Below are 15,699 nucleotides of genomic sequence, written 5' to 3' on the forward strand. Positions count from 1 at the left end.
GGTCGCGCGCGAAGCGTCTGCGCTTATGCCTGACGCGCGCCGCGCCGGCTCCGATAGGTATCGAGCACCACCGCGACGACGATCACGGCCCCCGTGATGATGCGCTTGGTCGGCTCGTTCGCGCCGATCTGCGCCAGGCCCGCCGCGAGCACGGAGATAATCAGTACACCGAAGAACGTGGTGATCACCGAGCCGCGTCCGCCCATGAGGCTCGTCCCGCCGATCACGACCGCCGCGATCACTTGCAGCTCGATCCCCACGCCGGCGTTCGGGTCCGCCGCTTCGAGGCGCGAAACCTGGAACAACGACGCGAGCCCGGCGAGCGCGCCCATCAACGCGAACACGATGACCTTGTACGGCCGCGGGTCGATGCCGGCCAGCCGTACCGCGGTTTCATTCGTGCCGATACCGATGAGGCAGCGGCCGAACACGGTCCGGCGCAGCACCAATTGCGCTACGACGATGACCACCATCGCGATAACGAACGCAGGCGAGATGCCGGCCGCGAACGGATTGGCCAGCCAATCGAAGGTGCTCCCGATATAAGACGTACGCGAATTGGTCAGCTGATAGGCGAGCCCGCGCGCCATTTCGAGTACGCCGAGCGATACGATGAACGACGGAATTCGCCATGCGACCGTCACGAACCCGGTCAGGCTGCCCGCGAGCGCGGCGACGACGAGGCCGGCGAACGCCGCCGGGACCGCGCTCCAATGCCATTGCAGCGCGACGACGCTGACGGCGGAGGCGGACAGCGCGAGCACCGAGCCGACCGACAAATCGATACCGGCGATGATCAGCACGAACGTCATGCCGACCGACATCACGACGAGATCGGGAATTTGGTTAGCGATCGTGACGAACGTCTCGTATGTGAAAAAGTGCGAGCTGAGCGTGGAGAACAGCGCGATCATCGCGGCCAGCGCGCCGACGAGGCCGAGATAGCTCGTGAGTTCGAACCGCGTCGCGCTCTTCACTTTGGGGGCCGCCGTGTCGATGGGCGTGTTGGAGGAAATCGTCATGATGCTTCTCTCGTCAAAAGTGCGTCACGTTTTGCGTAGCCCGAGAATGCCGCGGCCAGCAAATCGTCTTGAGTCCATTCGTCGCGCTCGAAGATGCGAACGAGCTTACCCGCCGACATCACGCCGATTCGATCGCAAATGAGCATGAGTTCGCGCAGCTCGCTCGAGACGACGACGAGCGCCTTGCCCTTTTTCGCTTCTTCGCCGAGCAGGCTATAGATTTCGAATTTCGCGCCGACGTCGATGCCGCGCGTCGGCTCGTCGAACAGCAGCACATCGGCATCGCGTTCGAGCCAGCGCCCGATCACCACCTTCTGCTGATTGCCGCCCGACAGCTCGCCCACCGCCTGCTGCTCGTCGGCGCAGCGGATCCGCATGGCGTCGACATGCCGCTTGGCCAGCGCCTTTTCGCGAGCCGTGTCGATCCACCCCAAGCGCGAAACGGCACCGAAGTTGTTGAGCGCAATGTTCGAGGCGATCGACTGCGTGAGCAGCAGCCCTTCGCTCTTCCGATCCTCGGTGATGAGGGCCATGCCCCGCTTCACGGCGTCGGCGGGCGAGCCGATCGACACGCGTTCGGGCGGCAGGCCCATCGCGATCTCGCCGCCATCCTTGGGATCGGCGCCGAAAATCGCCCGCAACAGCTCGGTGCGTCCCGAACCGATCAAACCGCTAATGCCGAAAATTTCGCCGCTTTTGACCTCGAACGAGACGTTCTGAACGGCCGCTCCGCGCGAGAGCTTATCCACACGCAGCATGGGTGCGCCGATCTTGCGCTCGCCGAAGTCGATCGTCTCGCCGATCTCGCGCCCCACCATCTGCGTGACGAGGCGGTCGGTCGTGTACTCGGCGATCGGCCCTACGCTTACGAGCTTACCGTCGCGCAACACGGCCACGCGTTCGGAAATACCCGCCAATTCCTCGAGCCGATGCGAGATATAGACGATCGACACGCCGTCTTTCTTCAGACGTTCGATCTGATGAAACAACAAGTCGACTTCACGGCCCGTCAACATCGCGGTGGGCTCGTCGAGGATCAGCACGCGGCAGTCGCCGATCAAGTTACGCGCGATCTCGACGAGCTGCTGGTGGCCGATCCCGAGTTCGCTGACGGGCGTATCGGGATCGAGCGCTTCGAGCCCGACGCGCGCCATCGCGACCCGCGCGTCTTCGCGCAGACGCTTGCGGGAGATCCACCCGATGCCTTTGATGGCGGGCAGACAATTGAGGAACAAGTTTTCGGCGATCGTCAGCGTAGGCAGCAGGTTCAACTCCTGCATCACCATCCGCACGCCGAGCGCTTCCGCTTCGCGGCGGCTCGTGGGGGCATAGGGCTGTCCGCAATAATGCATGACGCCGGCAGTCGGTTCGACGAGACCGCTGACGATCTTCGAGAGCGTACTCTTGCCCGCGCCGTTTTCGCCCGTGAGCGCGAGCACCTCGCCCGCGTTCAGGGTGAGATCGATGCCCGCGAGGACGGGCACGGCGTACGTCTTGCCCACTCCGCTCACCGTCAGCACCGGGCCGCCGCGCGGCACGGCGGCCGTTGAAACTGCTTTCATGCACCCTCCTTCGCAAGCGCACCAGCGCAGGCCGGTCTGGTCCCCGGCCTGACTATACGTCGAACTTACTTCTTGACGACGAGTTCGACGGGCGTTTCGACGAGGCTCGACAGCTCGCTTTGCTTCTTATGCCCGTGGATCGCCTTGAGCGCCGTGTCGATACCGAATACGGCCTGCTTCGCGGCAAACTGATCGACGGTCGCCAAAACGCGGCCGTCGGCCAGCATCGGCTTGATGGCGGCAATGTTGTCATAGCCCACCACCGCCACCTTGCCCGCGCGACCGGCCGCACGAATCGCCGCAACCGCGCCGAGCGCCATGTTGTCGTTGCCGCACAGGAGCGCCTTCAGGTTGGGATCGGCGTTAAGCATCGAAGACGCGACCGCGTTGCCCTTGTCGATTTCCCAATCGCCCGACTGCACGGAGGCGACCTTCATGCCGGCCGCCGCCATGGCGTCCTTGAAGCCGGCCGTGCGCTGCTGCGCGTTCGTCGTCGTCGACACGCCTTCGATGATGCCGACTTCGTCGCCCTTGCTCAGTTTCGCGGCGAGGTAGTCGCCGGCCAAGCGCGCGCCCTTGCGATTGTCGGGACCGACGAACGGCACCGTGAGGCCCTTCGACTTCAGCACATCCGGATCGAGGCGGTTGTCGATGTTCACGACGATGATGCCCGCATCGATCGCCTTCTTGATAACCGGCACCATGGCCTTCGAATCGGCCGGCGCGATCACGATGGCATCGACCTTCGATACGATCATTTGGTCGACGATACGAATCTGGGCGGCCGTGTCGGTCTCGTCCTTGATCCCGTTCGAAATCAGATCGAAGTCGGCGGCATGGTGTTTCTGGTAGTCCTTGGCGCCGTCTTCCATCGTCAGGAAGAACTCGTTCGCCAGCGATTTCATGATCAGTGCGACTTTGGGCTTGTGCGCGGCGTCTTGCGCCTGCGCGCCTGCCGGCAGCATGACGGCGGCAGCCAACCCGATGCATGCGGCCAGCACGCGGCGACGGACGGGGGTCTTCATAACATGTCTCCTGGAAATCGTTCGATTTGGTTTGTCAATTGCGGCTGCCTGCGCGTTTTCCCGCAACCGGTTGCGCAACCGGTTGCGCAACAAACATCATCGAAATGACGGGAAAACAATGCGCGCAACCGGTTGCGCATCGAATGTTCGAGGAGACGTTTCGTAAAGTCAACCGTTGATTGTTGTGCGGTGCGCCATGGGCCGAGGGATGCTCGCCGCCTGTAGCAGTCCCCGGCCGCGAAGTCGATTCCCCTTCTAATGGACGCAGTTGATTTGCGTCAGCAAGGGCCGGCGATTTAAGCGGATGATGATTTGACGAACATCCTGAAGGCATCCCCCCCGCCATCCCGAGGCACGCACGCAATGACAGAGCGTAAGAATCACGAAGACCCGACAGAAGACGAAGCACAAGCCGCCGAGCGAATCGAAAGGCTCATTGCAAGCCCGAGCTATCTGCAAGCTGATGAAGACCAAGCGTTTTTGATGCGCCCCGAGATGTGCGCCGTGCGTTTGCAGCTCGACTTTTGGAAAACCGAAGAGATTTTGCAGCGCCAGCGCATCGAGCATACGGTAGTCGTCTACGGCAGCACGCGCTTGGTCGAGCCGCGAGCCGCTCGAGAGCGGCTCGATTTGGCCGAGCGTGCGGTACTGTCGGATGCGACGCGTGCGCCCGCCGTCGACACCGCGAAGCGCCTGCTGGACAAGAGCCGGTTTTATTCGATCGCCCGCGAATTCGGCCGGCTCGTGGGTAGCCAGCGTGCCACCGCCCTCCTTCCGAAGCTCGCGGTCGTGACGGGCGGAGGCCCCGGCATCATGGAGGCGGCCAACCGCGGGGCATTCGAATCGGGCGCCCCGAGCATCGGTTTGAATATTTCATTGCCGCACGAGCAGCGTCCCAACCCCTACATCAGTCCCGATCTTTGCTTCAAACTGCACTACTTCGCGATCCGCAAAATGCACTTGCTCGAACGCGCGAAGGCGGCCGTTTTCTTTCCCGGCGGCTACGGCACGTGCGACGAACTCTTCGAAGTGCTCACGCTGTTGCAGACGGCCAAGATCGCGCCGTTGCCCGTCGTGCTCGTCGGCGAGCAGTACTGGCGGCGGGCGATCGATTTCGATTTTCTTGTCGACGAAGGAACGATCGCCCCGAACGATGTCGACTTGTTCACCTACGCCGAATCCGCCGATGAGATTTGGGAGGCAATTTCCGCGTGGCATTGCATGAGGCGCTGTCAGTAAAAGGCGTAACGGGTTGCGAGTCGCCGACGTTCGCGCTTCGCGAACCGCGTTCGCTACTTTTTGTGATGTCCGGTCAGCTCGTCATCCATCCCCTCGCGCGGATTGAGGAAGACGACGAATCCCGCCACCCCCGAAATCAAGGCCGCTATGCCATAGCGCACAAAGTTGTCTTGGTCGAAGACCACTCCGCGAATCGCCGCGAAGATGCCGAAAATCGCGACAAAGATGGAAAACGTTGCAAATCCGACTCGGTACTTGGCTCGCATCGCCGTACTCCCGTTACCCAGCAAGACACGTCATTTCATTCGTGTCGACAGCCACCGCGGGCCACCTCGATCCGGGCACGTCGCCCGAACCTCAAGTGCATATCGTCCGCTTATAGGCGGCTGAGCGGTTGATATGGGTCAACCGTCATCCGCTTCGGCGTTCGTATGATCATGGACGTGTACGCCTTATCGCCCATAGTCCACGCGCGCCGCAATCGCCGATTGCATACGCGCCCCCGAGGGAGCGAGATCGAACCATGGAAAACGCGGACCAAGACCTATTGCGCGACCGCCTCATCGACAAATTGACCGGTGCCGATTCGGCGGCACATCATCACGATCGCTATGAAGCCTTCATTCGCGACGCGCGCCGCCACCCGGCGCTGCGCACCGCGATCGTCCATCCATGCTCGCCCGAAGCGATCCGCGCAGCCGTCGAGGCGCGCGAGGCCAATCTGCTCGAGCCGATTCTGGTCGGCCCGGAAGCGAAGATCCGTGCCGCCGCGAGCGCCGCCGGGATCGACCTCGACGGCATGCCGATCGAGGCTGTCGAACATAGCCATGCCGCTGCCGCGCGCGCTGTCGAGTTGGGATCTTCCGGCAAGGTCGCGGCATTGATGAAAGGCAGCCTGCATACCGACGAATTGCTCGCCGCCGTGGTCGCGCCGGGCTCGGGACTGCGCACGGAGCGGCGTATCAGTCACATCTATGCGATGGATGTGCCCGCCTATCCGAAGCCGCTCGTGATCACGGATGCGGCGATCAACATCGCGCCGAACCTCGAGCAAAAGCGCGATATTTGCCAGAATGCGATCGACTTTCTGCGCGCAATGGGCGTCGAAGAGCCGCGCGTGGCGATTCTTGCCGCGGTCGAAACCGTCAATCCCAAGATGCAATCCACGCTCGACGCCGCCGCGCTGACCGTCATGGCCCGGCGCGGCCAAATTACGGGCGGCCTCGTGGACGGTCCCCTCGCGTTCGACAACGCGGTCGATCTCGCGGCGGCGAAAACCAAGGGCATCGTCTCTCCCGTCGCCGGCCAAGCGGACATCCTGCTGATGCCCGATCTCGAAGCCGGCAACATGCTTGCCAAGCAACTGATGTATTTCGCGGGCGCGGACGGTGCCGGCCTCGTGCTCGGCGCGCGTTTGCCGATCATTCTCACGAGCCGCGCCGATTCGCTGCGCGTACGCCTGGCATCGGCGGCGCTCGCCAAGCTCCTCGCCGAGCGCACCGCGAAATCCGATTTGGGCGACGCGGCAATCCACGTCGAGTAAATTTCGCCCCCGCCGAGGGAAAACCGAATCGTAATTATGGGTTTTCTTTCGGCGCCGCCCCTTAATTGCATTGCATAAAAAAACGCAATCCGGCGGCAACGATCGACTCCGCGTCAATCCGAACATTGCGTTGCAAGTGTCACTTATTCCAACGTTGGCCGGTGCCCTTGCGCGCCCTCTTTTAAATTGCAGGCGCTTGACTATACTTCGTACGATCTAGTGAATCCGGTGATTTTCCAGGCGTCCAGGCGGGGACACTCGAGTCGTCCGACGTTGACGATCGATCCGCTCTCTATTGCCGCTTGGGTCCCACTTCCATGCGAATCGCCGCAGGGGCGACCGCAGCCACGCTTCGCACTCGAGGGAGACGTCGATATGGCGTTGGCGAGGATCCGATGAACGCTATCGCTGGATGGTTTACGTCCGCGGGATTCATGCCGCACGGTTATTGCTTTCAATGGTCTCCCGGACTGCTTTGGACTTATGTCGGCGCGGATGCGGTCATCGCGTTGTCGTACTACTCGATTCCCATTGCACTGTGGACGCTTTCGCGCCGCCGCAGCGAACTGCCATTCAGTTGGCTGTTTCTTATGTTCGCGCTGTTTATCCTCGCATGCGGCACGACTCATCTCATCGCCATTTTGGATATCTGGCAGCCCGAGTATTGGCTCGATGCAAGCGTGAAAACGATCACCGCGATCGCCTCGCTCGCCACCGCCGTCGTCGTTTGGCCGCTCATACCGAAGGCGCTTGCCCTACCGAGTCCTAGGCAACTGAAAGCCGCCAACGACAACCTCCTTCGCGAGATCGCCGCGCGGCGCGAAACGGAATTCCAGTTGCAGGAACTGAATCGCGAACTAGAGCAGCGCGTCGCGCAGCGCACCGCCGAGCTCGAGCGCGTAGCCGATTCGCTTCGTCAAAAAAGCGAGGAACTCGAACATACGTTGCAATCGCTATGCGACAGCGAAACGCGCTTTCGGACCACGTTCGAGCAGGCCGCCGTGGGTATCGCGCACGTGGGGACGAGCGGGCGCTGGTTGCGCGTGAATCAAAAGCTGTGCGATATCGTCGGCTACACGCGCGACGAGCTCTTGTCCAAAACCTTTCAGGACATCACGCACCCCGACGATCTCGACACCGACCTCGCGCAAATGCGCGAGATTCTCGATGGACGGCTCGATACGTACACGCTCGAAAAGCGCTACCTAAAAAAAGATGCTAGCGAATTGTGGATCGAGCTGACCGTCGCGTTAGTGCGCGATAACGGAGGCATACCCGACTATTTCATCTCCGTCGTTGCGGATATCGGCGAACGCAAGCGCGCCGAGGAAGCGCTGCGTATTTCGCGCGAAGAGCTACGGCATCTGTCCGCGCACATCCTACAGATCCGCGAGGAAGAAAACGGGCGCATCGCCCGCGAACTGCACGATGACTTCGCCCAGAAGCTAAGCGCGCTCAAAATGGCGGTCGCAATGATGGAAAATGCCCTCCCCAGCGACGATTCGAGCGCCTCCATCAGGCGCAACCCGCGTGCGGCGGCAGCCCTCGTCGATAAACTCATCGATTCCGTGCGGCAAATCGCGGCCGAACTTCGCCCGGCCATGCTCGACGATCTCGGCCTGATCGCCGCGATCGACTGGCTCGCGAACGAGTTTTCAAGGCGCCATAACGTGCGTATCGTGCGCCACATCGATGCGCACGCGATCACGTTCAATCGGGCCAGCCGCATCGAATTGTTCCGGATCATTCAGGAGGCGCTCGCGAACGTGGCCCGACATTCGGGCGCGACCGAAGTCGTGCTGAACCTAGCGTGCGACGACTCGTATTGCGTCGTACGCGTTGCCGATAACGGCCGCGGCGCCGCCTTCGACATGAACGCGGGCCTGCGCTCGTTCGGCTTGCTCGGAATACGGGAGCGAGCTGCCCTGTTAGGCGGCGACATCCAAATCACGACGTCGCCGGGATCGGGTTTCGTACTGGCCGCGACGCTCCCTCTTGCCGTGGTGGAAGCCGAGGAAGCTTAACGCCCCGCACCGACCGCGACGTTTCATTCTTGCGACGGTTTTGTGCGCCCGCATACGGCCGTGGCCTCGACCGGCATTTTCTTGAAACCACCCCTCGAGCCCCCGAAAGCGGCCATTGTCGAGCGCGGAGCGACAATGAAGCGAGCGTCGTTTTTGCCGCCGCTTTCATCCATCCCTTGCCGAAAACGCGCGCGTCGAGGTCTCGCGTTTCGAGCGCGAAACGTCTAGCCCTCTTCAGCGGGCGCTATCTCGCGTCGTCCCTGCAACGAACGTCGATGGCACGGCATCTGCTCTGTTCTTGGCCAATCAACCTCACGATTCCCGTCCGTGAGGAGGCCAAAATGAAATATCTCGTGATTGCTCTATTGAGCTGTCCGGTCGGGCTCGCCTATGAGCTCAGGCCGATGGAAATGCGTGAAGCGCTTGTTCAAGCGCTTCACTTCGTACTCCTACATATCGCCAGCTAATGGCGATCCGGCCCCTTCTCGCCTACCCGCAGCCGCGCAGACAGGCGAGATGCAGCCGCCGTTCACAAATCTACCAAACGCCGTAGAACACGCCGGCGCGCTTGTATCGGTGCGTGCCGCATTCCACGTCGTCCTCGGTGACCGTCGTGCGGTTTTTCAGGCCGAGCGTCCACGCAAGCAAACGCTCGCGCATCGCCTGCCTTACCGCACCGAACGCGGGATCCGTTCCGAGGTCGACGAACTCCTCGGGGTCGGCGTGCAAATCGAAGAGCTGCGGCGCAAAGCCCTGCCAATGGATATATTTCCACGCATCCGTTCGCACCATCCAGCCGCGACACGCATCGGGCTCGCGGCCGAGCAATAAACGCGCTTGCCGATAGCTGTAGTCGAGTTCGGAGAAAACCGCGTCGCGCCACGGCGTGCCCGCATCCGCTGCGCGCGTCAGCGCCAATAGAGAACGACCTTCGATGCGGTGCGCCGGGATCGGCATGCCGAGTGCATCCAAGATCGTCGGTACCGTGTCGATCGCCTCCACGAAACGCGAATCGGCGCGGCCGCGCGTGGCGTCGGCTTCGGGCGAAGGATCGTAGACGATGTACGGCACGCGCTGCACGGTGTCGTAAAACAATTCCTTTTCGCCGAGCCAGTGGTCGCCAAGAAAATCGCCATGGTCTGCGGTGAAGACAATCAACGTGTCCTTCCAGCGACCCAGCTTGTCCAGCGTCTCCCAAAGCCTGCCGAGATGATCGTCGAGCTGGCCGATCAAACCTTGGTAAGCGGGCCGCACCTTCGCGACGACCTCGTCGCGCATGAAATTGGCGCATTCCTCTTGCTGGAAGTACGCACCCGTTACCGGATGCGGCGCCGCGCGCTCGCGTTGCGATCGTCGCACCGGCAAGCATTGGTCGAACGAATACTTGCGGTGATAAGGCGCCGGCGCCATATACGGCCAATGCGGCTTCACATAAGACAAATGCATCGCCCAGGGCGCATCCCCTTGCCCCTCGATGAAACGGATCGCCTGATCGGTGCTGTAGGCCGTCTCCGAATCGGCTTCCCGCACGCGCGCCGGCAAGTGCACGTTGCGCATCTGCCAGCCGCTGACGATGCGGCCCTGCTCGTCCTGCGCCGAAATCACATAGTCGGTCCACGGATCGTCGCTTCGATAACCGCGTTCGCGCAGATAGCCGGCGTAGCCGCCCGCCGGTTCGGCGTGATGACCGTCGTAGCGATCGACGAGCGTGAAATGCCCCTCGCGCAGCAACGCACCCAAGGCATTGCCGCCGTCTAAATCGAGACGCTGCAATCCCCGGTTATCCGGCATGACGTGCGTCTTGCCGACGAGCGCGAGCTTCATATCGCGCTCGGCAAGGTATTCGCCGAGCGTGATCTCGTCGATCGAAAGCGGAACGCGATTCCATGTCGCCCCGTGGCTCGCCACGTAACGGCCCGTGTAAAAAGACATGCGCGACGGGCCGCATACGCCCGACTGCACGAAGGCTCGGTCGAACTTCACGCCGCGCCGGGCTAAGCGATCGATGTTCGGCGTGGCGAGATAGGGGTGGCCATAGCAAGACAGATGATCTGCCCGCAACTGGTCGCACATCACGAAAAGCACATTGCGTATCGTCGACATCTTTCAGTATTCGAATTCGAGGCGGGATCCGGACACTCAGCGCGATAGCGCGCGGTCGCGCGCGGCCCCACGCGATGCGGCGGCACGCGGCGCGAGATCGGGCATCGGGCGCAGCGCGATAAGACCGACCAGCATCGCCGCCGTGACGAAGTACGCCGGCATCATCTTGTTGCCGGTCGCATCGATGAGCCAGGTCACGAGAAACGGCGAGAAGCCGCCGAACAGCGTCGTAGCCACGTTGTAGGAAATCGAAAGCCCGGTTGCGCGCACCTGGGCGGGAAACAATTCGGCGAGCGCGGTCGAGGCCGGTCCCAGCGCGGCCGCCATCAGCACGGCAAACACCAGTTCGACGGACAGCAGCCGCGGCAAGCTCGGCCCGGCCACGAGCCAGACGAATAGCGGATAGATACTCACGACGTAAAGCGCCATCGACGCCCCCATCACCGGCTTGCGGCCGATGCGATCGGACAGCAAGCCGAACAGCGGCGTCAAAATCATCCGCAATGTGCCCGTGGCCACGAGCACGATAAACGGTGCGGACACAGGCAACCCGAGTTGCCGCACCGAATACGCGGGCAGATAGACGTTGAGCACGTATTGCGCGACCGAGCTGGCCACGACGAGCCCGAAGGCGATCCAGAGCGCGGCCTGGTGCTCGCGCCAGACGATCGCAAGCGTCGAGGTGCGCTTGGCGGACGGCGGCGCCCGGCCGGATTCGTTCGTATCGCCGCTTTGCTCGAAGGCAGGCGGTTCGTGCAATCGCGTACGAATGTAAAAACCGACAGGCCCGATCAAGAGGCCGAACAGAAACGGAATGCGCCATCCCCAGGCATCGAGGGCATGTTCGCTGAGTCCGCGCGTGACGAGGGCTCCCATCAGCGCCGCCGTCACGGCCGCCACGAATTGGCCGAAGTTTTGCCAGCTTCCATAAAAGCCGCGCCGATCCGGCGGCGCATATTCGATCAACATCGACGTAGCGCTGCCGAACTCGCCTCCCGCCGATAGCCCCTGAAGCAATCGCGCCAGCACGACGATGATCGGCGCCGCAATGCCGATCGTCGCGTAGCCCGGTGTGAACGCCATCATGGCCGACGACACGGTCATCAAGGCGATGACGAGCGAGAGCGCCGCTTTACGTCCGGCGCGGTCGGCGTAGATCCCAAGCAAGATGCCGCCGATCGGCCGCATCAAGAACGCACTGCCGAAAGTGGCCGTCGTCATCAGCATCGAAACCGTCGGATCGGAAGACGGGAAAAACTGCCGCGCAATGACGACCGATAGAAAGCCGAACACGATGAAGTCGTACCACTCGAAAGCGTTGCCGATCGTGCTGGCGACGATAGCCCGCCGGTTCGCGCGGGGCAGCGCCGGGTGAATCCGCATGGTCATCTCCTGATAGCTGCGGCCGTTCCCGCGGTTGGGCGCGGCGGCGTCTCGTGTTTAAGTCGTCTCGGTAGCGCGGGCCTTAAAGGTCGCGCTACCGGCATTGCAATCTCGGCATGCATCGTCGATTGTCCTCATTTACATCGTGACGGTCCAATGAGATATTGCCTTCGATTCATAAAATAAAGGTTATGGATTGTGATTTCCGGGTCGAAGCTCCCTGCCGCCATGCCGCTCGATCGCACCGCGATCGACAGTTACTTCTCTCGTCAATTGAAGCTGCGCCATTTGCAATTGCTGGTGGCTCTCGCCGAACGGCAGACGGTGGGTAAAGTGGCGAGCGCGTTGCACGTCACGCAGCCGGCGGTCTCGAAGATGCTCGGCGAAATGGAAAAAGGCATCGGGGTAGCGCTCTTCGAGCGCGACGGCCGGCGCATTCGTCCCACGGCGCATGGCGAATGCATGATTCGCCATGCGCGCGAGCTGCTGCTGCTCGCGCAGCGCGCCAGCGAGGAGTTGCACGCGATGTCCGGCGGCACTGAGGGCCGTGTCGAGGTGGGCGTGTTGTCGGTAGCCGCGCCGATCCTAATACCGGCGGCAGTGGCGTTATTCAAGCAGCGCGCGCCCACCGCCACCGTCTGTCTGCACGAAGGCACGCTCGATCAACTCGTGCCGGCGCTGCGCGCGGGCCAGCTCGATATGATCGTGGGGCGCCAGGCCCGCGGGCTCGCGGCACCGGAATTCGCCACCCAATCGCTCTTCGACGACCCTACCGTCATCGTCGTTGCGCGCACGCATCCGCTCGCGCGCCGCAAGCGCATCAAATGGGCCGACCTGGCCGGTTTGGCTTGGATCGTGCCGAGTGCCGGTGCGCCGATGCATCGGCACTTGCTCTCCGTGCTGAACGCGCACGGGGTCGATACGCCGATCAATACCGTGGAGTCGGTGGTGATCGACGCCAATGTGGCGATGTTGCAGGCGTGCCCGATGCTCGGCCTGCTACCTCGTTCGCTCGCGCGGCATCACGAGGAGAATGGCACGCTCAAAATCCTTCCGCTGAGTCTCGGCGCGGCGCTCGGGCCCGTCAGCACGACCTGGTGCGCCGATGCGCAAGACACGCCCGCCTGTGCGCTCTTTCGCTCGTGTTTGGCCGACGCAGCCGAGCAAACACGCATTTGAGCCGGGTGCGCATCGCCTTTATCATCGCAGTACGCAGCGCCGTTTCGATCCTCGATCAACGTTAGGAGTCAGCATGCCGAGCCGCACACCGGCGGCCCTATGGGCCCAGCAATTCACGCGGTCGTCGGCATCGAAGACGAGCCTGCAAGATCAGATCCGGCAGATGCTCGTGGCCGCCATCCTCGACGGCCAATTGCCGCCCGATGTCGCGCTGCCGTCGAGCCGCGAGCTCGCCGACCAACTCGGCGTCGCACGCAATACCGTCGTGCTCGCTTATCAAATGCTCGTCGAGGAAGGCTATTTGATTTCCCGCGAGCGCAGCGGGCACTTCGTCCACCCGGAAATGCTGCGCGGCGCGGCCGCCTCGCGCTGCGCGCCGCCCGCATCGGCGCCTCCCGACGACGACATCGCCGCACGCCCGGTATGGCGCAAACGGATCTCGAATCCCCCCTCGCAGCAGCGCAATATCGTCAAGCCCGCCAACTGGCAGCACTACGAATTCCCCTTCATCTACGGGCAATTCGATCAATCGCTCTTTCCGACCAACGACTGGCGAGAGTGCTGCATGAAAGCGCTGTCGATCATGGAGATCCGCAACTGGGCGCCCGATTTGATCGAGCGCGACGACGAATCGCTGATCCAGCAGATCCGCACGCGCGTCTTGCCTCGCCGTGGCGTATTCGCGATGCCCGACGAGATCATCATCACGAACGGCTGTCAGCAGGCCCTGTACCTGATTGCCGATTTGCTCTGCGACGATGATACGACGGTCGGATTCGAGAACCCGGGCTACCCCGATGCGCGCAACATCTTCGAAAATCGCAATGCGCGGCTGCTGCCGCTGCGCGTGGACAGCAACGGCATCGCGCCGGAGGCACTCGACGATTCGCTTGCTCGTTGCGACTACGTGTACGTGACGCCGAGCCACCAGTGCCCCACGACGGCCACGATGCCGCTCGAGCGGCGGCGCGCGCTGCTCGAGCGCGCGCACAAGCACGATTTCGTCATCGTGGAAGACGACTACGAAAGCGAGAACACGTTTTCCGGCACGCCGCACCCAGCATTGAAGAGTCTCGATACGGCCGATCGCGTCATTTACGTCGGCAGCCTCTCGAAGACGTTCGCGCCGGGACTGCGCTTGGGCTATGTCGTGGGCCCGCGCGAACTCATCCGCGAGTTGCGTGCATTGCGGCGGTTGATGGTGCGCCATCCTGTGGGCTACGTGCAGCGCGCGTTCGCGACCTTCCTCGCCTTGGGACATCACGATGCGTTGCTGCGGCGGCTCGCGCACGCATACCGAGACCGCTCGCAAGCCCTAATGGCGGCGCTCGACGCGCATCTTCCACAAGCGCGCTACGTGCCCATCACGGGCGGTGCCTCGTCATGGGTGGAAGGGCCGGAGTGGCTCGATGCCGAGCGTCTTGCCGCCGACGCGCAAGCCGTCGGCGTACTGATCGAGCCGGGCAACGTGTTCTTTATGAACGACGACAAAGAGGCGCGACGCTATTTCCGCATGGGCTTCTCGGCGATCGCGCCGGAGAAGATCGACGCCGGCGTGCGCGCCCTCGCGCAGTGCGTGGACGCACAGGCGACCGGTATCTGATGGTGCGGGCGCGGGCGCCCGTCAAGACGCGCGCTGATAGTAGATGTTCTGCGGATGACGGGCGTCCGCGAAAAAGAACCAACGTTCGGCGAGCAGCCCGGCATACTGAATGACAAATGCGCCGCTTAGCGCGACGGCCGCCGCGCCCGGTCGCGCTGCCCACACACCCGCCCCGATCAGAACCATCGGCACTGCGAACGCTCCGGCCAAAAAGCCCACCTTGACGACACGCAGCGTATCGCCGCCGCATCCGTGAAAAAACTCGCGCGTATTGAATGCGCTCGCCGTGAAGCCGCGCGAAGTTTGCGTCACCTTGGTATTGCGGATGCCCGTCGCGCTTTGAACCGTCGACTTGGGCTTCAACCGGACGTTGCGCGCAAGCGAAGCGAGGCGTGTCGCGCAGCCCGCGAGCGTCAGTGCGCCGGCGCACGATGCCAGGCCCGCCATAAGCGTCGGGGCGAGCCATGCGGCGCAAGCCGTCGCCAGCGTGCATCCGGATGCGCACCCGAGCAGCACGAAATTCACGAGCGTAAGCGGGCTCGCCCACTCTTGCAGAAAACGGAGACACGCATAGATCATCGCCGTGCAGACGAATAGCGCGAGGCTGGCTGCGGCGGCGAGCGCGCCGATCGTCAGCTCGAGCGCAACACTTGCTCCTACCCAATGCGCCGCGCCGTATGCCGCCGCGAGCGCCAAGAACATGGGCAACGCAATGCATTCGCGCGATAGCCACGACGTACGCCACATCGCGATCGCCCGCCACGCGCGCTCCGGATGGCCGAGGTGGAAAAACGACGCGACGAGGCCTAGGATGCCGAGCACGACCGCCAGCGCCGCACCGCAAACGTAGAACGCCGAAGGCACTTCGAGCCCCAACATCCCCGAAGCGACTTGCACACCGACGAGCGCGAGCAACAGCCCCTGCGCTGCGCCGCACAGCGTAGTGAGAAAAATGACCGAGAAAGCGGGCCGCATGAATAGACTCCGTCAATACCGATAAGGGAACATTTAGCGCG

The 15,699-nt window shown here is 62.8% G+C and carries 12 protein-coding genes and 1 pseudogene; 6 read left to right on the forward strand and 7 right to left on the reverse strand.

Translation table 11 applies throughout. The annotated features are described in order from the left end of the window. Positions 1-23: 23 nt before the first annotated feature. The 3 genes from AB1286_RS03090 to AB1286_RS03100 form a co-directional block, all read right to left on the reverse strand. Positions 24-1,022 carry an ABC transporter permease gene (locus AB1286_RS03090; RefSeq protein ID WP_430361878.1) on the reverse strand — a complete coding sequence of 333 codons (999 nt, stop codon included), beginning with the start codon at positions 1,020-1,022 and terminating at the stop codon, positions 24-26. Continuing rightward, positions 1,019-2,584, reverse strand: coding sequence for a sugar ABC transporter ATP-binding protein (locus AB1286_RS03095; RefSeq protein WP_430361879.1), 1,566 nt, complete (start codon positions 2,582-2,584; stop codon positions 1,019-1,021). The genes AB1286_RS03090 and AB1286_RS03095 overlap by 4 nt, the downstream gene beginning before the upstream one ends. Before the next feature lie 65 nt (positions 2,585-2,649). Continuing rightward, the gene (locus AB1286_RS03100; RefSeq protein ID WP_430361880.1) at positions 2,650-3,609 is read right to left on the reverse strand and encodes a sugar ABC transporter substrate-binding protein; all 960 of its coding nucleotides are present in this window, start codon (positions 3,607-3,609) and stop codon (positions 2,650-2,652) included. A 363-nt stretch (positions 3,610-3,972) separates the two neighbouring features. Here AB1286_RS03100 and AB1286_RS03105 point away from each other — a divergent pair, with 363 nt between their 5' ends. Then, a complete protein-coding gene (locus AB1286_RS03105; protein WP_430361881.1) occupies positions 3,973-4,848 on the forward strand; it encodes an LOG family protein in 876 nt (291 codons plus the stop codon). Positions 4,849-4,901: 53 nt separating this feature from the next. On the opposite strand, the gene AB1286_RS03110 is transcribed toward AB1286_RS03105, so the two are convergent. Continuing rightward, complete coding sequence (locus AB1286_RS03110; protein WP_430361882.1) at positions 4,902-5,114, reverse strand: DUF2964 family protein; 213 nt, start codon at positions 5,112-5,114, stop codon at positions 4,902-4,904. 323 nt (positions 5,115-5,437) lie between these two features. Here AB1286_RS03110 and AB1286_RS03115 point away from each other — a divergent pair. From AB1286_RS03115 to AB1286_RS03125, 3 genes and pseudogenes are all read left to right on the forward strand, one after another. Beyond that, a pseudogene (locus AB1286_RS03115) lies at positions 5,438-6,391 on the forward strand (bifunctional enoyl-CoA hydratase/phosphate acetyltransferase); the annotation flags it as partial. Between the two features lie 395 nt (positions 6,392-6,786). After that, positions 6,787-8,415, forward strand: coding sequence for a PAS domain S-box protein (locus AB1286_RS03120; protein WP_430361883.1), 1,629 nt, complete (start codon positions 6,787-6,789; stop codon positions 8,413-8,415). 341 nt (positions 8,416-8,756) lie between these two features. After that, positions 8,757-8,882, forward strand: coding sequence for a hypothetical protein (locus tag AB1286_RS03125; protein WP_430361884.1), 126 nt, complete (start codon positions 8,757-8,759; stop codon positions 8,880-8,882). A gap of 70 nt (positions 8,883-8,952) precedes the next feature. On the opposite strand, the gene AB1286_RS03130 is transcribed toward AB1286_RS03125, so the two are convergent. Both AB1286_RS03130 and AB1286_RS03135 read right to left on the reverse strand, forming a co-directional pair. Further along, positions 8,953-10,518: a sulfatase-like hydrolase/transferase gene (locus tag AB1286_RS03130; protein WP_430361885.1), complete on the reverse strand. Its 1,566-nt coding sequence runs from the start codon at positions 10,516-10,518 to the stop codon at positions 8,953-8,955. Between the two features lie 36 nt (positions 10,519-10,554). After that, entirely contained in the window at positions 10,555-11,901 is a 1,347-nt protein-coding gene (locus AB1286_RS03135; RefSeq protein WP_430361886.1) for an MFS transporter, read from the reverse strand. Between the two features lie 228 nt (positions 11,902-12,129). Here AB1286_RS03135 and AB1286_RS03140 point away from each other — a divergent pair, with 228 nt between their 5' ends. Further along, entirely contained in the window at positions 12,130-13,080 is a 951-nt protein-coding gene (locus tag AB1286_RS03140) for a LysR substrate-binding domain-containing protein (RefSeq protein ID WP_430361887.1), read from the forward strand. A 73-nt stretch (positions 13,081-13,153) separates the two neighbouring features. Further along, the gene (locus AB1286_RS03145; protein ID WP_430361888.1) at positions 13,154-14,683 is read left to right on the forward strand and encodes a PLP-dependent aminotransferase family protein; all 1,530 of its coding nucleotides are present in this window, start codon (positions 13,154-13,156) and stop codon (positions 14,681-14,683) included. 21 nt (positions 14,684-14,704) lie between these two features. Here the strand turns inward: AB1286_RS03145 and AB1286_RS03150 are convergent, their stop codons facing one another. Then, the gene (locus AB1286_RS03150) at positions 14,705-15,658 is read right to left on the reverse strand and encodes a dimethyl sulfoxide reductase anchor subunit family protein (RefSeq protein ID WP_430361889.1); all 954 of its coding nucleotides are present in this window, start codon (positions 15,656-15,658) and stop codon (positions 14,705-14,707) included. Positions 15,659-15,699: the final 41 nt, after the last annotated feature.

Origin of the sequence: Trinickia sp. NRRL B-1857, assembly GCF_050470685.1 — a bacterium.
GTDB lineage: Bacteria > Pseudomonadota > Gammaproteobacteria > Burkholderiales > Burkholderiaceae > Trinickia.